We start from the raw sequence: 20,174 nt of genomic DNA on the forward strand, positions 1-20,174 counted from the left end.
GAGCGTTGCGATGCGTTCACATGGACACGACCACGGACACGAATTCGGTCACGGCCACGGTGCCGGGCGCGGGAACTGCGGGCCCGGACCGCGGGGTGACTTCGAGGGACGGCGTGCCGCCTTCGGGCCCTTCGGCCCCGGCTTCGGAGGCGGGCCCGGTTTCGGCGGCGGCCCCTTCGGGCGCGGCCGGGGCGGCGGACGGGGGCGGGCGCGGCGCGGTGACGTGCGCGCCTCGATCCTGGCGCTGCTCAAGGACCGGCCGATGCACGGCTACGAGATGATCCAGGAGATCGGCGAGCGCAGTGGCGGGGCCTGGAAGCCCAGCCCCGGATCGGTCTATCCGACCCTCCAGATGCTGGAGGACGAGGGGCTGATCGTCAGCGCGAGCGAGGGCGGCAAGAAGCTCTTCTCGCTCACCGACGCCGGGCGCGAGGAGGCCGAGGCCGCGCCGGACGCCCCCTGGGAGGAGGCCGGCCGCGGGGTCGACTGGGAGGCCGTCAACGAGATCCGGCAGGCCGGCTTCGGTCTGATGGAGGCGTTCGGCCAGGTCTGGAAGACCGGCAGCACCGAGCAGCGGCAGAAGGCCGTCGAGGTCATCAACGAGGCCCGGAAGAAGCTGTACCTGATCCTCGCCGACGAGCACTGAGGCGGGATCCGTTCGAGGAAGGCCCCCGTGCGGCGTGTGCCGCGCGGGGGCCTTTCGTGTGCCCGTTGCCCGTTGCCCGTTGCCCGTTGCCCGTTGCCCGTTGCCTGTGCCTGTGCCTGTGCCTGTGCCTGTGCCTGTGCCTGTGCCTGTGGCTGTGTGTCCGGGTGCTCAGACGACCAGGCCCGAGAGCTTGCGCAGTGACTCGTTCAGGGCCGCGGACGCCGAGTCCTTCAGCTTGCCGGCCATCAGGGAGACCGCCGCGCCGGTGAACTCGCCGTCGATGCGGACGGTCGTGGCGTCGCCCTCGTCCGCGAGCGAGTAGCGGGTGCCGACGATCACGCCCATCGGACCCTTGCCCCGGATGGCGAGGACCCGGCCGTCCTCCAGCTCCTCGACGGTCCACAGCACCTCGGCCGGGAAGCCCATGAGCTTCATGTTCTCGGTGAAGGTGGAGCCGGCCGCCAGGGTCTCCGGGCCGCCGTTCGGGAAGTTGGTGTGGGTGGCGTTCCACTCACCGTACGAGCCGAAGTCGGTGAGGCGTTCCCACACCTTCCCGGCCGGTGCCTCGATCCGTGCCTCCGCGGTGACTTCGGCCATGACGACCACCCCTTCACGCGTGCCCGCTGGGTTCTGGTGTCGCGGAACGTAGCCGGAGGGGCGCGAACATTCAATACTGATGAACCGTCAGTTCTGCGGCGGCCGGACCCGTACCGCCGATCCACCAGATCTCGGCCGCGTCGAAGCGGTCCGAGACGCGCGGACCGCCGTCCTCCTCGTGGTGGTGGAACGCGGCCCAGAACAGATCGCCCGGCAGCGCGTCCCGGGGGGCGTACACCCGGTACACGTACTGCCGGCCGTCGCGCGCGGGCAGACCGACCATCCAGAACACACAAGAAGGACGCTCGGCGACGGCTCATGGTTGCGGTGCGGGCGTGAGGCAAGGCGGCGCGCGCCCCGTAGGGGAAATCGACCGGATCTCCTCCCGCAGGAGGAGGGGCCGCGCGGGCGTGCACGACTCCGGTGGGACGCGGACATGGTTCTCCCGTGTGATGACCCGCGCGGGCGCGGCTGGTGAGGTGGGAGGGTGCACCCTCCCGTCCCGTCGCGCCCCACCGTGCCCCCGGCCGCCGCCGGGCCCGCGCCGCTCCTCGCCACCGTGGTCGCCGCCGCCCGCCGGCGGGCCCTGAGGGACGGCGACCGTCAGGTCGACACCGCCCACCTCCTGCACGCCCTCGTCGAGTCCGACCCGGAGGCCCGCGCCGCCTTCGACGGCGAGGAGCGGGTCGCTCGGGTCCTCGGCTACCTCGTCCAGCGGTCGATCGGATACGGGCTCCGCTGGCAGCGGTCCGCCGAGGGCGCCGAGGTCCCGCGCCCGCTGCCCGCCGTGCGGGCCGGGGAGGGGGCGCGCCGCCGTACCTCCCGTTGGTCGCCGGCGGCCGCGGCCGCCCTGGAGGAGGCCCTGCGGCGCGCCGCCGCGCGAGGCGAGGAACAGCCCCACGGGCTCGACCTCCTCGCCGGTCTCGCCGCCGACCCCGACAGCCGGGCCGGCGAGGTGCTGCGGCACGCGGGGGTCGACCCGCCCGTGCTCGGCGCCCGCGCGGTGGCCCTCGCCTCCGTCATCGCCCCGCGCGGGGCCGGGGCTCTGGCGGGGGAAACGGAGGTTTGAACTCCGGGCCGGGGAGGGTCGTCGGGGGTCCCCGTCTCAACAGGTGCGACGGGGGTTACACGCCTGACCGGGTCCTGTCATGATGGCCCGATGCACGCGTCTCAGGGGAGAAGCGCCGGCCTGGGACTCGCCCTGGCCTCGGCCTTCGCATTCGGTGGTTCGGGAGTGGCGGCCAAGCCGCTGATCGAGGCGGGACTCGATCCGCTCCATGTGGTCTGGCTCCGGGTCGCCGGTGCCGCCCTCGTCATGCTGCCCGTGGCCTGGCGCCACCGGGACCTGCTGCGCCGCAAGCCCGGCCTCCTCGTCGGCTTCGGTCTGCTCGCCGTCGCCGGCGTCCAGGCGTTCTACTTCGCCTCCCTCTCCCGGATCCCCGTCGGCGTCGCCCTCCTCATCGAGTACCTCGCCCCGGCGCTGGTCCTCGGCTGGGTCCGCTTCGTCCAGCGCAGGCCCGTCACCCGCGCCGCCGCCCTCGGCGTGGTCCTCGCCGTCGGCGGTCTCGCCTGCGTCGTCCAGATCTGGTCCGGGCTGAGCTTCGACCTCCTCGGACTGCTCCTCGCGCTCGCCGCGGCCTGCTGCCAGGTCGGCTACTTCGTCCTCTCCGACCAGGGTGCCGACGAGGCCGAACCGGCCGACCCGCTCGGCGTGATCGCGTACGGGCTGCTCATCGGCGCCCTGGTGCTCACCGTCGTCGCCCGCCCCTGGGGCATGGACACGTCCGTGCTGGCCGGGCGCGCCGACCTCGGCGGAACCTCCGTGCCGGCCTGGCTGCTGCTCGGCTGGATCATCCTGATCGCCACCGTCCTCGCGTACGTCACCGGTGTCGTCTCGGTGCGCCGGCTCTCGCCGCAGGTCGCCGGTGTCGTCGCCTGCCTGGAGGCGGTCATCGCGACCGTCCTGGCCTGGGTGCTGCTCGGCGAGCACCTGGAGACCCCGCAGCTCCTCGGCGGCGCGCTCGTCCTCGTCGGTGCCTTCATCGCCCAGTCCACCGCGCCGAAGGCGCCGTCCGAGGGGCCGGTCGCCGGCTCCGATGGCGAGCACGGTGAGGGCGGCGAACGCGGCGAACGCGGGCCCGTGGCGGGCGTCCAGGCCGCGGAACGGGGGGCCGCGGCGGGCGCCGAGGGGGAGTTGTCGGGCGGCCGGACCAGCCCGTAGGGTGCCGGGCATGCACGCGACCGTACTTCCGCCGCCCGCCGCCTAGCGCGCGCGGCCTCTTCTCCCGAAGACGACCGACCGGACTCGGGCGGGCGATCACGCCCCCGAGCGGTCCCTCGCTGCCCGCGCGCGGAGCCGGCGACCATCCTTCATCCCGGTCCGTCCGCACGGACGACCGTCTTCACGGAGAAACCACGTGTCGAACCCGCAGTCCCTCTCTGCCGCGCACCCCGTCCTGCCCGTCGGGCGGAGCCTGCTCTACCTCGTCGTCGCCGGTGTCGCCTGGGGCACCGCCGGCGCCGCCGGATCCCTCGTGTTCCGGAACAGCGACATGGGCCCCCTGGCCCTCTCGTTCTGGCGCTGCGCCGGCGGCCTGCTGCTCCTCCTGGCCGTCCCGGCGCTGCGGCTGCTGCGCCCCGGGCGGGCCCGGCCGGCCTCCACCTCCTCCGGCGCGCCCGCTGCCGCGTCCGTCGTCGAGAGCCGCCGGACCCGGCTGATCCGGATCGGTGGCACCGGGCTCGGTCTCGCGGTCTTCCAGACCGCCTACTTCGCCGCCGTAGAGTCCACCGGACTCGCCGTGGGCACCGTCGTCACGCTCGGCGCGGGACCCGTCCTCATCGCGGTCGGCGCCCGGGTCACCATGGGCGAACGCCTCGGCCTCGGCGGCCTCGCGGCCGTCGTCGGCGCGCTCGCCGGGCTCGCCGTCCTGGTCCTGGGCGGCGGGGGAGCCGAGGTCCGGCTCGCCGGCGTCGGTTACGCCGTGCTCTCCGCCGCCGGCTTCGCCGCCCTCACCCTGCTCACCCGCTGGCTCGGCCGCAGCGGCGCCGGCGCCGCCGGTTCCCTCGCGAGCACCGCGTGGACCTTCGGCGTCTCGGCGCTCGTCGTGCTGCCCCTCGCGGCCGTCGAGGGACTGCTGCCGCACACCGAGGACGTCGTCCGGCTGCTGCTCCTGCTCCTGTACGTGGCGGCCATCCCCACGGCCCTCGCCTACGCGCTGTACTTCGCCGGGGCCGCGGTCGTCCGGGCCGCCACCGTCTCCGTGATCATGCTCCTGGAGCCGGTCAGCGCCGCACTGCTCGCCGTCACCCTCCTCGACGAGGAGCTCACGGCGACGACCGTGCTGGGCACGGTGCTGCTGCTCGCGGCCGTCACCGGGCTCGCCCTCGCGGAGGCGCGGACGGCGGCGGAACGGCGCAGGGCGGTCGAGCCCGCGGCGGTGTAGCCGGGCGGCCGGGCGGCCGGGGAGTCACGCGGCCGGGCGGCCGGGGGAGTCGAGCGGCCGCGTGTTCGGGCGTGGTGCGTGGTCGGGGTGCGCTACGTGGTCGGGGTGCGGTGGCGTCAGCCGTCCTCGGGCAGGCGGCGGAGCCGGTGGACGAGGCCGGCGAGGACGCCCGGGCCGGCCCGCTCGGCCAGCCGGGCCCGGACCCGGCGCTGCACGCCGGCCGGCTTGTTGCCCGCGTACTTGAACTTCGCGCGCACCTCCGTCACGTCCAGGACCAGTCCCCGGATGCCGGGCAGCAGGCGGCCGAACGGGGCTTCGCCGGGGGCGACCCGCGCGGTCCCCCCGTCCGGCTGGAAGTGGGCGACCTGGCGGTTCAGCAGCTCGGCCTTCTCCGCCGGGTCGTCCACCACGCGCGCCACGCAGCGCAGTTGCACAGCCGCGTAGTACGAGGTCGGGGTCCCGTGCTCGGTGGGCTCGCCCTCGGGGGCCGTCCAGTGGCCGGGGACGTACACGTAGTCGTCGACGACGCTCAGCAGCACCTGTGCATCTGCCTCGAGGGCCCGCCACAGCGGGTTGGGCCGGGCGAGGTGGGTGAGCACCCTGCCGTACGGGCCCGGCTCCGCCTCGTACCGGAAGTGCGCCGGCTGCACCCAGGGCGGTTCGCCGGGCAGGCCGTTGACGGCGAGCTGGCCGAAGTCGTGGCGGCCGAGCCACTCCCGCCACTCGGTCTCGTCGGTGGTGGCGTCCCAGGGGTGGATGAGCATGCCGTGTTCCTCAGCGCGCGGTCAGGTAGGAGGGCAGGGCGATCGCCGGGTCCAGGTCCGCCGAGGCGACCGGGGTGCCGGTGCGCGGGGCGACCGGGACCACGCCGGCCCAGTGCGGCAGGGGCAGGTCCTCGGCGTCGTCGTTGGGGCCGCCGGTGCGGACCTTGGCCGAGACCTCCTCCAGGTCGAGCCGGATCACCGCGGTGGCGGCCAGCTCCTTGGCGTTCGCCGGACGCGAGTCGGCGGCGCGGCCCGGCACGACCTGGTCGACGAGCGCGTCGAGCGCGGAGCGCAGTTCGTCCGGGTCGGTGACCTGGTGTGCGGTGCCGTGGACCACGACGGAGCGGTAGTTGAGCGAGTGGTGGAAGGCGGAGCGGGCCAGGACCAGGCCGTCGACGTGGGTGACGGTGAGGCAGACCGGCAGGCCGGGGGCTTCGGCGGGTTCCTTCGAGCCGGCCATGCGCAGCGGGCGGGAGCCGGTGGAGCCGTGGACGTACAGCCGCTCGCCGATCCGGCCGTAGAGGGTCGGGAGGACGACGGGCGCGCCGTCGCGTATGAAGCCGAGGTGGCAGACGTACCCCTCGTCGAGGATCGCGTGGACGACGTCCTTGTCGTACGAGGCGCGCTGCCGGGACCGCGTGGGCACGGTCCGGTCGGTGGGCGGGTAGCTCGGGCCGCCCCCGGTGGTCGCGCCCGTCGCGGCTGTCGCGGTGGTCGTGGTGCTCATGGCGGGTCCCCTTGCCCCTCGTATTGCACTAGTGCATAATCTGCTTTGTGCTAGGAGAGTATCGGATCGAAGGCCGTCGCGCATCGGAGATCGCCGCCAGCGTGGAGCGGGGGGTGGGGTCGGGGGCGCTGGAGCCCGGGCAGAACCTGCCGCCCATGCGGGAGCTGGCGGCCGAGCTGGGCGTGAACCCGAACACCGTCGCCGCCGCGTACCGGACCCTGCGGGAGCGCGGGGTCATCGAGACCGACGGACGGCGCGGCAGCCGGGTGCGGCCGCGGCCCGCCACCACCGCGCGCGGCTCGCTGCGCGTCGAGGCGCCACCGGGCGTCCGGGACATCAGCGGCGGCAATCCCGACCCGGCCCTGCTCCCGCCGCTCGACGGGGCCCTCGCCGAGGCGGCGCGGCGGTACGCCGTGCGGCCCGGGCTGTACGGGGAGGCGCCCGTCGACCCGGACTTCGCGCGGCTCGCCCGCGCCGCGTTCGACGCCGACGGCGTCCCCGACGGGCCGGTCGGCGTCGCCTCCGGCTCCCTCGACGCCATCGAACGGGTCCTCGCCGCACACCTGCGGCCCGGCGACGCGGTCGCCGTCGAGGACCCCGGCTGGGGCAGCCTCCTCGATCTCGTCCCCGCGCTGGGGCTGCGTCCCGTGCCCGTCGCCGTCGACGACGACGGGCCGGTCGCGGCCGAGGTCGAGCGGGCGATCAGGCACGAGGGCGTCCGCGCGGTGATCGTCACCGACCGCGCCCAGAACCCCACCGGCGCCTGCGTGGGCCCCGCCCGCGCGGCCCAGCTGCGCCGCGTCCTCGCCGACCACCCCGGCGTGCTGCTCATCGAGGACGACCACGGCCACGGCATCGTCGCCCGGCGCCTGCGTCCGCTCGCCGGCGTCACCGACCGCTGGGCACTCGTCCGCTCGGTCGCCAAGGCGTACGGGCCGGACCTGCGCATCGCCGCCTTCACCGGCGACCCCGAGACCGTCGACCGGGTCCTCGGCAGGCAGCGCCTCGGCCCCGGCTGGGTCAGCCGTCTCCTCCAGCAGGCCGTCGCCCACCTCTGGGCCACCGGCGCGGTCGACCCCGAGACCGTCGCCGACGCGTACGGCGAACGGCGCGACGCCCTCGTCCGGGCGCTCGCCCGGCGGGGCGTCGAGGCGCACGGGCGCAGCGGCATGAACGTCTGGGTGCCCGTCGCCGACGAGACGGGCGCCGTCGCGCGGCTGCTCGCCGCGGGGTGGGCGGTCGCCCCCGGTGCCCGCTTCCGGATCGCCGCCGGTCCCGGGGTCCGCCTCACGGTCTCGCCGCTCACCCGCGAGGACGTCGAACCCCTGGCCGACGCGGTGGCCCTGGCCACGGGCCCGGCCCCCGCCCGGAGTTACGGCTGACGGACGCCCCTCCGCCGGGAGGCGGGGTGACTGTCGGACCCGTGTGCGAGAGTCGGCGGCATGACGGATCAGGAGCGGCGGGACGACGCGCGACGGGCGATCGAGGGCTGGGACACCTGGGCGGCGTTCGTCGTGCGGACCGACTTCGGCGACGAGGCGGCCTGGCGGGAGGTGCTCGCGGAGCTCGACGGCCCGGACGGGGACGTCGAGACCGGCGTCCGGGTGCTCGACGCTCCGTGCTGGTCGGGGGCGAGCGTGGAGGAGGTGCTGGCCGCCGTGGACGACGACGAGGGGCCGGCCGCCGTCTTCCTCGCCGACCGGCACACGCGGGAGTCGCCGGTACGGGCCCTGCTCGCGGTCGACACGCTGTGGGAGGACGAGAGCGGGCTCGACCCGGAGTACTACCAGGAGCTCGTCGACGCGCCGGCGCCCCGGGAGTTCCGGCTCGTCCCGGCCGCCGTCCACGGGGTCCACGCGAACCTGGAGCTCGGCAACCTCGGGTTCGAGGAGTTCGCCGCGTCGGCGGCGGCGGGGCCCGACGGGGTGCTGCGGCCCGCCTGAGGCCCCGCGCGCCGGGTCAGGCCCGGGTCGGGGTCTTCCGGGAGGGGTCCGCGACGGACGCGGTCGCGCGGGAGGGCGCCGGGGTGCGGGAGGAGGCGCGCGTCTGGGTGAGGGCGGCGCCGAGGAGGACGATCGCGGCGCCCACCGGGGTGTTCCAGGCGAGGTGTTCGCCGAGGAAGGCCACGCCCGCCGCCGTCGCGATCACCGGGATGAAGTACGTGACCATCGACGCCGTCGTCGGGCCGACCTCCGCGACCACGCCGTACTGGAGCAGCATCGCGTAGCCGGTGCCGAGCGCGCCGAGCGCGATCACCGCCAGCAGCGGAAGGATCTCGACCGACTCCGGCAGCGTGGTGAAGAACGGGGTGACGAGGGCGAGCTGCAGGGTGGCCATGCCGACCTGGCCGGTCGCCAGGGAGAGGTGCGAGGCGCCGGTGCCGCTCAGGGTGCGGCGGACGTAGATCCAGCCGACGGCGTAGCTGAACGAGGCCAGCAGGGCCAGCGCGGTGCCCGTCACGTCGAGGCCCGAGAAGCCCTGCCACGCGCCGAGGACGGTCAGCACGCCGATGAAGCCGATGCCGAGGCCCGCCGCGCGCACCCGGGTCGGACGGTCCTCCGAGAGCGCCACGAGCGAGAGGACCATGCCCCACAGGGGTGTCGTCGCGTTGCAGATTCCCGCCAGCGTCGACGGGATCGTCAGCTCCGCGTACGCGAAGAGCGAGAACGGCAGCGCGTTGAGCAGGAACGCCGCCACCGCCAGGTGGCCCCAGGTGCGCGCCCCCCGCGGCAGCCGGTCCCGCTTCACCAGCAGCGCCGCGGCGAGCACCGCCGTGCCGAACAGCAGCCGTCCGAAGGTCACCTGGAAGGGCGCGAAACCGTCCGTGCCGACCTTGATGAAGAGGAAGCTGAAGCCCCAGATCAGGGCCAGCACGCCGAAGCGGACCCGCCAGTCGAGGAGACGGGCGCGGAAGGACGGGGAGAGGGGTGACGGGGTGGGGGCGGAGGCGGTCGCGTGGCTCATGTACTCAGAGTGAACGGCCCAACCTCGTAGAACAAGCGAGATTATGTCGACCCAATCCCTTAGCATTGCTTACATGTTGAACCTGGAGCGCCTGCGCACCCTCGACGCCGTCGCCCGCCACGGCTCCGTCAGCGGCGCCGCGGACGGACTGCACGTGACGACCTCCGCCGTCTCCCAGCAGCTGTCCAAGCTGGAGCGGGAGGTGGGTCAGCAGCTCCTCGCCAAGAACGGGCGCGGGGTGCGGCTCACCGACGCCGGCCTCCTCCTCGCCGAGCACGCCGCCCGGATCCTCTCCCACGTCCAGCTCGCCCAGGCCGACATCGAGGCCCAGCGCGGCGAGGTCGTCGGCGAGGTCCGGCTCGTCGGCTTCCCGACCGCCGCGCGGGGCCTCTTTCCCGCAGCCCTCGCCGCCCTGCGCGCCCGCCACCCCGAGCTGCGCGTCCGCACCGCCGAGTACGAGCCCGAGCAGGGGGTGCGGGCGGTGCTGCGCGGCGACGCCGACCTCGCCATCGTCCTGGACTGGAGCAACCGCCGGTCCCCGGTCCCCGGCGAGCTGGAGCGGGCCCACCTGCTCGACGACTCCGCCGACGTCGCCCTGCCCGCGGGGCACCGGCTCGCCGGGCGGGAGTCGGTGGACCTGGAGGACTTCGCCGACGAGGACTGGGTGTCCTGGCCGGAGGGCGAGTTCTGCCACGACTGGCTGATGTTCACCCTCCGCTCCCAGGGCATCGAGCCGCGCATCGCCCATTTCGCGGGCGAGCACCACACCCAGCTCGCGCTCGTCGCCGCCGGACTCGGCGTGTGCGTCACGCCCCGGCTCGGCCGGCCGCACCCGGAAGGGGTCGTCTGCGTGCCCGTGCGCCAGCAGATGCGCCGGCACATCCACGCCACCTGGCGCACCGACGCCGGCCGCCGCCCCTCGCTGCGCGCCGTCGTCGAGGCCCTGCGGGAGGCGGGACGGCCGCACACGCGCTGAGCGGGACGGACCGGGGCGGCGCGGACCGGTCGGGCGGGGCGGGGGCGCGTACGGGGTGAGCGGCGCAGGAGCGCGTACGGGCTGTGCGACGCCGCGATGCGTACGAGCTGTGCGGCGCCAGGTCGCGTACGGGCTGTGCGGCGTCGGGTGCGTACGGGCTACAGCGAGGCGAGCTTGCGGAAGTCCCAGGAGGCGATCGCGTCCGGGGTCAGCCGGAGCCAGGCGTGCCGGCCGTCGTGCGGCATGAGGTCCAGGCCGAAGTTCTTCGCGGCGAAGAGGCGCTCGACCGCGTCGAGCTCGGGGCAGGGCTCGCCCGTGCGCGGCGCCTCGCCGACGAAGACGGCCGTCCCCGAGAGCTCCGCCCCGCGCAGCTCGCCGTAGTCCTCGCCGTCGTCCACCAGGACCGAGACCCTGGGGTCCGCCCGCAGTTCGGCCCAGCGGCGGCTGCGGGTCAGCGAGTAGAGCCAGAGCGAGGTGCCGTCCCACGCGTACCAGAGCGCGCTCAGGTGGGGGCGGCCGTCGGCGGAGACGGTCGCGACCCGGCAGGTGCGCTGCTCGGCGAGGAAGGAGTCGAGCTCCTCCGGGGTCATCATGATCCGGCGGCCATGGCGCTGTGCGACGGTCATCGTCCGCACCCTTCTGGATTTCTGATGAGACGTCAGAAATCATGGGGGCGCGCCCGCGCCGGTGCAAGAGGTGGAGGCGGGTGACCGTGGCGTCGGGTGGATGCGAGGGGGAGCGATGGGTCGCAAGGAAGAACTCGACGAGCGGCTGAGGCCGGACAGTGCGGTGCTCCTGACCGTCGAGTGCCAACAGGGGGTCGTCGGCGCGGACAGCGCCCTGCCGGAACTCGCGGCCGTCGCCCGGAAGTCGGGTGCGCTGGCCAATGTGGCCCGGTTGGTCGACGCCGCCCACGAGGCCGGCGTGCAGGTCGTGCACGCCGTCGCCGAGCGGCGTCCCGACGGTCGCGGCTCCAACAGCAACGCGCGCCTCTTCCGGGCCGCGGCACGCCTTCCTGTGCAACAGCACAGCGGCTCCACGGCGGTGCGCGTCGCGGAGCCCATCCAGGTGGCCGACGAGGACCTCGTGGTGCGGCGGCTGCACGGCCTGTCCCCGCTGGCCGGCACGGACGTCGACGCGCTGCTGCGCAACCTCGGCTGCCGGACGCTGATCGTCACCGGCGTCTCCGCCAATGTGGCCGTGCCCAATGCGGTCTTCGACGCGGTGAACCTCGGCTACAGCGTGGTGGTGCCCCAGGACGCCATCGCGGGGGTGCCGGCCGACTACACCCCCGCGATGATCCGCAACACCCTCGCCCTCGTCGCCACCATCGCGACCACCGACGACCTCCTCGCGGCCTGGAAGGCGCCGAGGCGTCCCGCCGTCGGACGGGGGCAGGCCGGCTGAGCCGGCCTGCCCCCGTCCGACGGGGCGGGGCCGGGTGCGAGGGCCGCCCAGGGGGCCAGGTGTCTGGGTGCCCAGGTGGCCGTGCTCGGGTGGCCGGTCAGCCGAAGGAGATCTCCTCGCCCTTCACCTCGATCGGCTCCGGCGGCAGCGGCGACGTCGCCGGGCCGGACTTCACGCTGCCGTCCGAGATGTCGAACCGGCTCTGATGGCACGGGCAGACGATCGTGCCGTCCTTCACCTCGCTCACCGCACACCCCGCGTGGGTGCACTTCGAGGAGAACGCCTTGTACTCCCCGGCCTTGGGCTGGGTGATGACGACTCCCTTGCTGGCCAGCACCTTGCCGCCGCCCACCGGGATGTCCCCGGTCTTCGCCAGCGGTCCCTCCGGCACGCCGTCCGCTCCTCCGGTGCCGGTGTCCCCCTCCGCGTTCGAGCCGCCGCAGGCGGCCAGTGCCGCCGCCGCGAGCCCCGCCCCGCCGGCCGCCACCACGGTCCGCCGTGCCACTCCGCTCATGCCTGCCCCTCTCGATGCGCCTCTGGCGTGTTCCGGGAGCGACGGTAGACGGAGTTCCTGTGACGTACGCCCTGTTCGGCACAGACTCCCTCCAACCGCCTTACAGTTCGCATTAGAGTGTCCGAACCTGGACATCCGGCAGGTGAAGTGTCAAGCGCGCGGGGGTGGCGGGGATGCGGACGGGGTCGGTCAGCGCCCATCACGTACGGGCCGTGGTGCTGGGCGCCCAGCGCCGTGGGGTCGCCGTGGGACCGCTGCTCGCACGCGCCGGACTGCCGTCCGAACTCCTCACCGGCGTCATGTCACCCACTGGCGTCACACCATCCACCGGCGCCGCAGGACTCACCCCTTCCGGGGCGAGCGGCCCGGAGCGGGTGCCCTCCGCGCGGTTCGGGAGGCTCGTCCGGATGCTCTGGGCGGCCCTCGACGACGAGCTGATCGGCTTCGGTGGAGCGCCCACCAAGGTCGGAACCTTCGCGATGATGGGCCATCTCGTCGTCCACGGCAGCCGCGACCTGCGCGAGGCCCTGCACCGCGCCCGGACCTTCTACTCCCTCTTCCCCGGCGGCCCGAGCTTCCGGCTCGTCGAACCGGCCGCGCCCGCCGGGGAGCGCGAGGGCCCCGACGAGGCCCGGTTGGAGTTCGACGTCTCGGGATACGACGACCCCCTGCACTTCGGGGTCGAGGCCACCCTCCTCGTCGCCCACCGCTTCGCCGGCTGGCTCGTCCGCCGCCGGATCGGGCTGCGCCGGGTCGAGTTCGCCCACCCCGAGCCCCCGCACGCCGCCGAGTACGCCCTGCTGTTCGGCGCGCCCTGCGTCTTCGGCGCCGGGCGCACCGCCGCCGTCTTCGACCGCGCCGACCTCGACGAGCCCGTCCTGCGGGACGCGGACGCCCTCAAGGGCTTCCTCCGTCGCGCCCCCGACGACGTCCTCGTCTGTGCGGAGTGGGGGAGCACCGCCACCGGCCGGGTGCGCCACCTCATCGGGCGGGCGCTGCCCGCCGGGCCCGTGCCCACGCCGGAGGAGCTGGCCGAGCGGCTCTCGGTCAGCCCGCAGACCCTCCGCCGGCAACTGGCCGCCGAGGGCACCACGTACCAGCGGCTGCGCGACCAGGTGCGGCGGGACCACGCCATCGCGGAGCTGACCGCGGGCCGGGTCTCGATCGAGCGCCTCTCCCGGCGGCTCGGCTTCTCCGAACCCAGCGCCTTCCACCGCGCGTTCCGCCGCTGGACCGGCGAGACCCCGCGCGCCTACCAGGTCCGCGACCGGGACGCCGCACGCGCACCCGGAGCGGCGGGCGAGGCCGGGGCCGGGCCCGTACCCCTGCGCGTACCCGGAGCGGCGCCCTTGTTGACGCGCGGTCAACAAGGCTGAGCGGTACGGTCACAGTCGCCGTCCGCCCCCCGGCCTACCGTCCCGCCATGACCGAATTCGACCGGTCCGGGGCCGTACCGCACCCCGGCCGCAGGAGCCGCCGAAGGGGCCGCCGATGAGGGCGGGCCGAGTCCTCGGCGCCGTCCTGGGGACCGGTGTCCTGCTCGTCCTGCTCGCGGGAGTGGCCGTCACCGCCCTGGGCGTCCGGGTCGACGGGTCCAGCATGGACCCGACCCTGCGCCCGGGCGACCGGATCCTCGTCTCGCCGGGCTCGGAGGGGCGGGTGCACCGCTTCGACGTCGTCCTGCTGCGCGGCGGCCGGCAGGACTCCCTCATGGTGAAACGCGTGATCGGAGTGCCGGGCGACCGGGTGGCGATCGTGTCGACCGCCGAGGAGCCCTTCCGGGTCCTGCTCCAGGAGGGCGGCACGGGACCCGTCCGGCAGGTGGTCGCGTCCCAGTGGACCGGGCGGGCCCTGCGCGCGGGCGCGTGCTGCTCGGCGGAGGGCACCCGCTCGGGGAGCGCGGAACTGCGGACCGTGCCTGAGGGCGGCTTCTTCTACCTGGGCGACAACCCCGACCTGTCCGACGACTCCCGGCAGTACGGCTGGGGCGCGATCGACCGGGTCGAGGGGCGGGTCGGGCTGCGGGCCTACCCCGTCTCCACCGCGCCGGGACTCGGCAACCGGCCCGTACTGGAGGAGTACGCGGGGCCCCGGCCGCCGTAGGAGGCGCGGCCCGCCGTCCACGGCCCCGCGGGGGCGGGGCCCGGTCAGGCGCGGGCCGCGGCGGCCGGGAGCCGTTCGTGGCCGGTGCTCAGGGCGACGCGTACCGCAGTGTCGGCGATGCGGCGGGCCGACTCCTCCGGCGACGCGGTGGCCTGGACGACGTGACTCGCCGTCAGGCGGACCGCCGTGTCCACCGCGAGTTCGCGGGCGACCGGGTCGATCGAGGGCCAGGTCTCCGCCACGTACGTCCCGGCCATCGTCGTCGCCAGGTCGAAGGCGGCGGCCGACCGGGTCGTCAGATAGGGGAGGAGGCCGCCCTCGCCGGTGCTCGTCAGCATCGCCCTGATCAGGGGATTGCGGCCGGCCAGCGTCAGCGTGAAACCGACGGCCGCCTCCACGGCGGCGCGGAGGTCGTCCGGATGTGCGTCCAGCCCCTGCTGGATGCCGACCAGGCAGCGCTCCAGCTCGCGCCGGAACAGCGCCTCGCCGACCGCCTCCTTGGAGGAGAACTCGGAGTACAGCGTCTGCCGGCTGACGCCCACGTCGCCGGCCAGGTGCGCCATGCGCAGCTTGTCGAATCCGTGCCGCGCGACGCGCTCGAAGGCGGCGTCCAGCAGGCGTTCGCGCAGCAGTGTCCGGACCGTCTCCCTGAAGCGTGCCATCGCGCCAGCGTAGAGCAGCGCCCGTGACCCCTCGGCGCCGTGACAAATCCACAGAGCCTGTCCGCACTATTGACACAACTTCTCATAGTGTCCAATTCTCGAACAGGCAGCCGCTGAGTGTCCGTCGTCCTCGGCCTCCGGCCCCGGACGTACGGCTGTCCCTCATCCCCACCCCGCGCCACCCGCGCGGACCGACGGTTGGAGAACCCTCATGCAGAACGAGCCCAGAGGCGTCACCCGCTGGCGCAGATCGGCCTTCCTCGCGGTCCCCGCCGGTGCGGCGGTCGCGGCCATGGCCACCGCGATGGTCCAGGGCGCCCTCGCGGCGAACCTGTCCCTGACCAGCGTGCCGTTCACCCTCAGCTCCAAGACGGTGGCGGCCCCGCAGGGCATCGGCGCGGTCATGCACACCATCGACGCCGGCGGGGCCAAGGGCGCCGCGCAGGTCGGCATCGCCAAGGCCGGCCTCGACGGGATCTGCGTCCACGCCACCCAGTCGGTCAACCTCCCGGTGGTCGGCAGCCTCGGGACCTGGTCGCTCAACATCTCCTCGCCCGCGGCCCAGACCCCGCTCACCAGCGACCAGCTGGTCGCCGGCGCCGGGCTCCAGGCCAACAAGCTCATCCTCGACGCGCAGGCGCTCAAGGCGGCGACCGCCACCCTGAACGCCAGCGACGCCACCCCGAACGTCATCGGCGCCGCGGCCGACGGCGACGGCATCAAGGCCACCGGCATCAAGGACGGTGCCGCGGGCCAGTTCGGCCTCGACGCCACCGGTGGCCGCACCGACATCAGCAACCTGAACGCCGACGCGAACGGTGCCACGATCGCCGGAGCCATCACGCTGCCGGACCTCGCGATCGCCATCAAGCACGGCGACTCGGGCTGCTGACACCCCCTCCGCACCACATGAGCACCAGGCACCACCGCACCACCGCACGACCCGGACCGGGACGGCGCGCCACCGCGGGGCGCGCCGCCCCGGGACCGACCGTCCGTCCCACCCCCTCCCCGACGCCGCTGCGAGGCCCCCGTGACGACCACCGACCCGCCCGTGCCCGACCCCGAGACGACCGGTATCGAGACGACCGGTATCGATGCTCGCGGCGTCGAGGCGACCGGCGCTGATGCTCGCGGCATCGAAACGACCCGAATCGACGCGCCGCCACTCTCCGCCCTGGCCCGTGGCCGCCGTTCCTTCCGCCGCTGGCGGCGCACCCGGCCGTTCTGGGCCGCGCTGTGGATCGCCCTCGGCGGCTTCGTGATCTTCTTCCTGCCGATGGCCCCGCTGGGCAAGATCCTCCAGGTCGGCGTCGGCGGCATCGCCGGCATGGCGGGCGGCGTCGTCATCATGGCGATGGCCCTGCTCGTCCTCGCCCTGCCCAGCCAGCGGCACACCGCCGGAACGATCGCCGTCATCGCCGGCGTGGCCTCCTTCCCCCTCTCCAACCTCGGCGGCCTCTTCGTCGGCATGGCCCTCTCGGTCCTGGGCGGCGCCATGGCCTTCGGCTGGCTGCCCGAGAAGCCCGCCAAGCGGCGCGGCGGCCTCCTGCGCCGCGGCCGCGCCACCGACGGGACCCCCGTGTCCCCCGCATCCGTTGGGAGCGGCTCCGCATGAACCCCCTCCTCGCAGGTCCCCGCAAGGCGGGCGGCTCGCTCGCCCGCCTCGGGGCCGACGGCGCCCGCGCCGCGGCCGGCTGGAACGCCCGGATGCTCGCCGAGGCCGCCGACGGGACCCGACGCGGCACCCGCTGGGGTCGCGGCGCCCTCGCCCTCGTTCCCTCCTGTCTTGCCGTCGGCGCGCTCGGCGCGGCACTTGCACAAGGTGCCCTCGCGGCCAACTTCAGCGTCACCGGGCAGCCGTTCACCCTCACCTCCAACGGCGTCTCCGGTTCCGGCTTCGGCGCCATCGTCAACACCCCGGCCGTGGGCCGCTCCGACGGCACCACGACCACCAACACCGCGATGGCGCGGGTCGGCTTCGCCAGCGCAGGCCTCGCCGGACTCTGCGGGATCGTCCACCAGTCGATCGCGGGCGTGCCGTACTCGCTCCTGCTCACCGGCGGTCAGACGGTGACCGCGACGCCGCCCGCGAGCTTCACCACCGACATCGACGCCTCGAACCTCTACATCCAGGCCACCGAGCTCCAGGCGTACGGCCCGACCACCCTCCAGAACGCGGTCCTCGGCCAGTCCGCCGACCAGGTCACCGTCGCCGGCAAGCCGCTCACCGGTGCGCTCCCCGGCGGCTTCGGCCTCGGCTCGGCGGGCGGCGAGGGCGGCAGCTCCATCAAGCTGCACGGCCTCAACGCCACCGCGTACGACGCCGAGATGGCCGGGGCCCTGGTGCTGCCGAACCTGAAGCTGAGGGTCGTCGCAGGAACGGCCACGGCGTGCTGAGCCGGGGCCGGCGGAGCCGGGAGAGCGGACGAGAGGAGAGGGGCTCGGAGGAGAACGGCAGGCAGGACGGCGGGCCGAGGGGCGCGTACGCCCGGCTGCGGAGCGCGTACGTCTGGTTCCGGGCCTTCCGCCGCACCCGTCCCTTCTGGGGCGGGGTGTGGATGGTGGCCGGCGGCTGGACCGTGCTCAAGTTCTCCCTGAGCTCGGTGCAGCTCATCGTCAGCACCGGTTTCGGCGGCGTCGCCGGGTACCTCGTCGGCGGCGGGATGATCCTCTGCGGGCTCATCCCGATCGCCGCCCCACGCCAGCGCTACACCTTCGGCCTGATCGGCTGCGTCCTCGCCGTGGTCTCCCTCGTCGTCTCCAACCTCGGCGGCTTCCTGCTCGGCATGGTCCTCGGCGTGCTCGGCGGTTCGATGCTGGTCGGCTGGGGCGCCAAACGACCCCGCGCCGCCGCCGGGACCGGAGCCGTACCCGAGGCGGTGGAGGCGTGACGCGCGTGGAGGCACGGGAGGCGGACGACAGGGCGCACGGGTACGGCGTGGCGCGGGCGGCGGATTGGGCAGGTGCACAAGGAACGGCTCGGGTACGGGGGCGGAGGAAGGCGGTCGCGGTCGTGGCCGCACTGCTGCTCGCCGTCGCCACGGCCCTCGTCTCCGGGCAGCCGAGCAGCGCCGCCGGACGTCCGGCCGCGGCCGTGGTCCCGCTCGGCGTACCGTTCCTGCCCGCGCCCTATCCGCTCCGCGTGACCATCGACAGCATGGTCGCCGTCTCCCTGACCGTCGACAAGGACGTGACGATCCGGCTCTCCGACGGCACCACCCGGGTCACCAACAAGTACACCTTCACCAAGCTGCAGATCCGCTCGCACATGAACGTGACGCAGCGGGCCGACGGCCACACCGTCGTCATCGACGTGCCGAACGAGGGTTCCCTCGGCGGCTACGACAGCGCGGGCAAGCCCGAGACCACGACGATGTGGGGCACCATCACCAACGTCTGCGTCCGGGTCCTGTTCAAGATCTGCGGGGTCCAGGGACTGCTCGACTTCTTCGGCTCGCTCATCCCGCTGACGGCCGGCGCGGAGGATTTCTCGGGCGACATCTACGCCATCCGGACCGTCGACGACCACGCCGCCCTCAATTCGACCGACAACCCAGTCCACCTCCCCGGAACGATCACGGTGACCACGCCATGACCCGCCTGGACCCCCGCCCCGAGCCCCGCCGACACGGTCCCCGCCGCCTCGGTCCCCGCCGCCTCGGCCCCCTCCGGGACGGCGCCCGCCGGCAAGGCCCACTTCGACTAGGCCCACTTCGACTAGGCCCGCTTCGACTAGGCCCGCTCCGACTAGGCCCGCTCCGACACCACCCCCTCCGACACGACCCCCTCCGGTACGAGGGCCGCACCCACTGGCGCCGCAGCCTGCTCGTCGCCGTGCCCGCCCTGCTCGCGGCCGGTGGGCTCGGCTCGGCGATGGCCACCGGGGCGCTCGCCGTGGGCCTCCGCATCCAGGACCGGCCCGTCGACTTCACCACCAGCAGCCTGTACGGGACGCAGTACGGCGCCGCCGTCGTCGACCAGGAGGTCGTACGGCCCGACGGCACGGCCGGCAGTGTGCGGGTGCTGCGGATGGGCTTCGCCGACGGGGTCCTCAACGGCCTCTGCCTCAGCCAGCGCCAGCAGATCGCGGGAGCCACGTACACCCTGCTGCTCACCCTCGGCGACGACAACCCCGGCTCCTGGGAGATCCGCACCCAGAACACCGTCCTCGACCTCAGGAACGCCACCGGCGAACTCGACATGGACGGCATCGTCGACCTCAACGTCAACGGCGCCGACGTCCGTACGGTCAAGGACGCCGCCGGCGCCTACGTGCCCAACCCGCTGGGCGCCCCGCAGCACCGTTTCGGCATCCAGGCCCGCTACGCCAAGTTCGACCGGATCAGCGGCACCGCGCAGGACTTCCAGATCCCCGGGCTGCTGACCACGCCCCGGCTCAAGCTCTCGGTCAGACCCGGTACCGTCGCCTGCCCCGCGCCCGCCGCCCCGACCGGGACCCCCGGCACGCCCTGAGGCGCGCCGGTCTTGCCCGGGGGCGCACGGCTCCGGGATCCTGCCGGACATGACCGAGGCCCTCACCGACCACCCCACCGCGGCGGACCCCGAGGTCCGCACCCTGCTCGCCGTCCTCGGAGCCCAGCGCCGGCACGTCCTCGGCGCGCTGGAGGGACTTCCGGCCGAGGCCCTGCACAGGCCGGTGCTGCCCTCGGGCTGGTCGTGCGCCGGGCTGGTGCGGCACCTGGCGCTCGACGTCGAACGCTTCTGGTTCCAGGCCGTCCTGGCCGGCGACCGGACCGTCATCGACCTCCTCGACGAGGAGGAGGACGCCTGGCGGGTGGCGCCCGGGGCGGACCCGGGCGAGATCCTCGCCCGCTACCGGCAGGAGGCCGCCCGCGCCGACGCGCTCGCCGCCGCGGCCGGGCCGGACACGCCCCTCGCCTGGTGGCCGCACGAGCTCTTCGGCCCGCCGCACCTGCACGACCTGCGCGGGCTGCTGCTCCACGTCATCACCGAGACCGCCTGCCACGCCGGGCACCTGGACGCGGCGCGGGAACTCCTCGACGGGCGCCAGTGGCTGGTCCTCGACTGAGGGGTCGGAGGACTCCCGGGCGCCGGGCGGTCAGTTCAGCAGGCCGAGCAGCCAGCCGAAGAAGTCGCCCACCGCGCCGAAGGCCCACTGGACCGCGACGGCGAGCAGGACGCAGACGCCGAGGAAGAGGACCGTGCCCCAGCCGCAGCCGTGACCGCCCATGTCCGGCGCGTCGCCGTCGCGGCCGCCCGCCTCGAAGTCGAACAGATCCATGAACTCCCCCTGATCTCCGCGGAGCCCCCCGGCTCCGCCCCACGATCCCAGGACTCCGCGGGGGACCCGCCGGTTCCCGCCCCGGCCCGGGCGGACCCGGGCGGT

At 74.6% G+C, this 20,174-nt stretch carries 26 protein-coding genes; 17 read left to right on the forward strand and 9 right to left on the reverse strand.

The window, feature by feature from the left end; translation table 11 throughout:
• Positions 1-10 precede the first annotated feature (10 nt).
• Positions 11-646, forward strand: a complete 636-nt coding sequence (locus tag IE321_RS18570; protein WP_190223750.1) for a PadR family transcriptional regulator — start codon at positions 11-13, stop codon at positions 644-646.
• Positions 647-814: 168 nt separating this feature from the next.
• Here IE321_RS18570 and IE321_RS18575 read toward each other — a convergent pair whose 3' ends face one another.
• Both IE321_RS18575 and IE321_RS18580 read right to left on the reverse strand, forming a co-directional pair.
• Positions 815-1,243 (reverse strand): type II toxin-antitoxin system Rv0910 family toxin, encoded by a 429-nt coding sequence (locus IE321_RS18575; RefSeq protein ID WP_043229440.1) that lies wholly within the window; start codon positions 1,241-1,243, stop codon positions 815-817.
• A gap of 70 nt (positions 1,244-1,313) precedes the next feature.
• Positions 1,314-1,535, reverse strand: a complete 222-nt coding sequence (locus tag IE321_RS18580) for a hypothetical protein (RefSeq protein ID WP_043229439.1) — start codon at positions 1,533-1,535, stop codon at positions 1,314-1,316.
• Between the two features lie 195 nt (positions 1,536-1,730).
• Here IE321_RS18580 and IE321_RS18585 point away from each other — a divergent pair, with 195 nt between their 5' ends.
• The 3 genes from IE321_RS18585 to IE321_RS18595 all read left to right on the forward strand — a co-directional run bounded on the left by IE321_RS18585 (position 1,731) and on the right by IE321_RS18595 (position 4,686).
• Positions 1,731-2,312: a Clp protease N-terminal domain-containing protein gene (locus tag IE321_RS18585; protein WP_107063352.1), complete on the forward strand. Its 582-nt coding sequence runs from the start codon at positions 1,731-1,733 to the stop codon at positions 2,310-2,312.
• Between the two features lie 90 nt (positions 2,313-2,402).
• Complete coding sequence (locus IE321_RS18590; RefSeq protein WP_190223751.1) at positions 2,403-3,464, forward strand: EamA family transporter; 1,062 nt, start codon at positions 2,403-2,405, stop codon at positions 3,462-3,464.
• Between the two features lie 196 nt (positions 3,465-3,660).
• Entirely contained in the window at positions 3,661-4,686 is a 1,026-nt protein-coding gene (locus tag IE321_RS18595; RefSeq protein WP_226651794.1) for a DMT family transporter, read from the forward strand.
• Positions 4,687-4,802: 116 nt separating this feature from the next.
• Here IE321_RS18595 and IE321_RS18600 read toward each other — a convergent pair whose 3' ends face one another.
• Both IE321_RS18600 and IE321_RS18605 read right to left on the reverse strand, forming a co-directional pair.
• On the reverse strand, positions 4,803-5,450 hold the full coding sequence (locus tag IE321_RS18600; RefSeq protein ID WP_190223752.1) for an FMN-binding negative transcriptional regulator: 648 nt from the start codon (positions 5,448-5,450) through the stop codon (positions 4,803-4,805).
• Positions 5,451-5,460: 10 nt separating this feature from the next.
• A complete protein-coding gene (locus tag IE321_RS18605; RefSeq protein ID WP_190223753.1) occupies positions 5,461-6,177 on the reverse strand; it encodes a pyridoxamine 5'-phosphate oxidase family protein in 717 nt (238 codons plus the stop codon).
• Between the two features lie 47 nt (positions 6,178-6,224).
• On the opposite strand from IE321_RS18605, the gene IE321_RS18610 reads away from it, so the two are divergent.
• Positions 6,225-7,559 carry an aminotransferase class I/II-fold pyridoxal phosphate-dependent enzyme gene (locus IE321_RS18610; RefSeq protein ID WP_190223754.1) on the forward strand — a complete coding sequence of 445 codons (1,335 nt, stop codon included), beginning with the start codon at positions 6,225-6,227 and terminating at the stop codon, positions 7,557-7,559.
• Positions 7,560-7,619: 60 nt separating this feature from the next.
• Positions 7,620-8,120, forward strand: a complete 501-nt coding sequence (locus tag IE321_RS18615; protein ID WP_190223755.1) for a DUF6924 domain-containing protein — start codon at positions 7,620-7,622, stop codon at positions 8,118-8,120.
• A 16-nt stretch (positions 8,121-8,136) separates the two neighbouring features.
• Here the strand turns inward: IE321_RS18615 and IE321_RS18620 are convergent, their stop codons facing one another.
• Positions 8,137-9,141: a DMT family transporter gene (locus IE321_RS18620; protein ID WP_190223756.1), complete on the reverse strand. Its 1,005-nt coding sequence runs from the start codon at positions 9,139-9,141 to the stop codon at positions 8,137-8,139.
• Positions 9,142-9,214: 73 nt separating this feature from the next.
• Between IE321_RS18620 and IE321_RS18625 the strand changes: the two genes are divergently transcribed.
• Positions 9,215-10,117, forward strand: coding sequence for a LysR family transcriptional regulator (locus tag IE321_RS18625; protein WP_043229429.1), 903 nt, complete (start codon positions 9,215-9,217; stop codon positions 10,115-10,117).
• 158 nt (positions 10,118-10,275) lie between these two features.
• Here the strand turns inward: IE321_RS18625 and IE321_RS18630 are convergent, their stop codons facing one another.
• Entirely contained in the window at positions 10,276-10,743 is a 468-nt protein-coding gene (locus IE321_RS18630; protein WP_043229427.1) for a pyridoxamine 5'-phosphate oxidase family protein, read from the reverse strand.
• Between the two features lie 115 nt (positions 10,744-10,858).
• On the opposite strand from IE321_RS18630, the gene IE321_RS18635 reads away from it, so the two are divergent.
• Positions 10,859-11,524 (forward strand): cysteine hydrolase family protein, encoded by a 666-nt coding sequence (locus tag IE321_RS18635; protein WP_190223757.1) that lies wholly within the window; start codon positions 10,859-10,861, stop codon positions 11,522-11,524.
• 97 nt (positions 11,525-11,621) lie between these two features.
• On the opposite strand, the gene IE321_RS18640 is transcribed toward IE321_RS18635, so the two are convergent.
• The gene (locus tag IE321_RS18640) at positions 11,622-12,038 is read right to left on the reverse strand and encodes a Rieske (2Fe-2S) protein (RefSeq protein WP_190223758.1); all 417 of its coding nucleotides are present in this window, start codon (positions 12,036-12,038) and stop codon (positions 11,622-11,624) included.
• A gap of 173 nt (positions 12,039-12,211) precedes the next feature.
• Here IE321_RS18640 and IE321_RS18645 point away from each other — a divergent pair, with 173 nt between their 5' ends.
• Entirely contained in the window at positions 12,212-13,414 is a 1,203-nt protein-coding gene (locus tag IE321_RS18645) for an AraC family transcriptional regulator (RefSeq protein WP_190223759.1), read from the forward strand.
• Between the two features lie 115 nt (positions 13,415-13,529).
• Positions 13,530-14,141 carry a signal peptidase I gene (lepB, locus tag IE321_RS18650; protein WP_190223760.1) on the forward strand — a complete coding sequence of 204 codons (612 nt, stop codon included), beginning with the start codon at positions 13,530-13,532 and terminating at the stop codon, positions 14,139-14,141.
• 44 nt (positions 14,142-14,185) lie between these two features.
• On the opposite strand, the gene IE321_RS18655 is transcribed toward lepB, so the two are convergent.
• Positions 14,186-14,803, reverse strand: a complete 618-nt coding sequence (locus IE321_RS18655) for a TetR family transcriptional regulator (RefSeq protein WP_190223761.1) — start codon at positions 14,801-14,803, stop codon at positions 14,186-14,188.
• Positions 14,804-15,014: 211 nt separating this feature from the next.
• On the opposite strand from IE321_RS18655, the gene IE321_RS18660 reads away from it, so the two are divergent.
• The 7 genes from IE321_RS18660 (at position 15,015) to IE321_RS18690 (ending at position 19,856) form a co-directional block, all read left to right on the forward strand.
• Positions 15,015-15,695: a DUF6230 family protein gene (locus tag IE321_RS18660; protein WP_043229421.1), complete on the forward strand. Its 681-nt coding sequence runs from the start codon at positions 15,015-15,017 to the stop codon at positions 15,693-15,695.
• Positions 15,696-15,836: 141 nt separating this feature from the next.
• Entirely contained in the window at positions 15,837-16,421 is a 585-nt protein-coding gene (locus tag IE321_RS18665; protein WP_226651797.1) for a DUF6114 domain-containing protein, read from the forward strand.
• Positions 16,418-17,203, forward strand: a complete 786-nt coding sequence (locus IE321_RS18670) for a DUF6230 family protein (RefSeq protein ID WP_190223762.1) — start codon at positions 16,418-16,420, stop codon at positions 17,201-17,203. The genes IE321_RS18665 and IE321_RS18670 overlap by 4 nt, the downstream gene beginning before the upstream one ends.
• A 95-nt stretch (positions 17,204-17,298) precedes the next feature.
• Positions 17,299-17,697: a DUF6114 domain-containing protein gene (locus tag IE321_RS18675; protein ID WP_190223782.1), complete on the forward strand. Its 399-nt coding sequence runs from the start codon at positions 17,299-17,301 to the stop codon at positions 17,695-17,697.
• Between the two features lie 122 nt (positions 17,698-17,819).
• On the forward strand, positions 17,820-18,401 hold the full coding sequence (locus tag IE321_RS18680; protein WP_190223763.1) for a hypothetical protein: 582 nt from the start codon (positions 17,820-17,822) through the stop codon (positions 18,399-18,401).
• 239 nt (positions 18,402-18,640) lie between these two features.
• Positions 18,641-19,279, forward strand: a complete 639-nt coding sequence (locus IE321_RS18685; RefSeq protein WP_226651800.1) for a DUF6230 family protein — start codon at positions 18,641-18,643, stop codon at positions 19,277-19,279.
• A 49-nt stretch (positions 19,280-19,328) separates the two neighbouring features.
• The gene (locus tag IE321_RS18690) at positions 19,329-19,856 is read left to right on the forward strand and encodes a mycothiol transferase (protein WP_190223764.1); all 528 of its coding nucleotides are present in this window, start codon (positions 19,329-19,331) and stop codon (positions 19,854-19,856) included.
• Between the two features lie 30 nt (positions 19,857-19,886).
• On the opposite strand, the gene IE321_RS18695 is transcribed toward IE321_RS18690, so the two are convergent.
• Entirely contained in the window at positions 19,887-20,069 is a 183-nt protein-coding gene (locus IE321_RS18695) for a hypothetical protein (RefSeq protein ID WP_043229415.1), read from the reverse strand.
• Positions 20,070-20,174: the final 105 nt, after the last annotated feature.

This window comes from Streptomyces hydrogenans (genome assembly GCF_014656075.1).
Classification (GTDB): Bacteria; Actinomycetota; Actinomycetes; order Streptomycetales; family Streptomycetaceae; genus Streptomyces; species Streptomyces hydrogenans.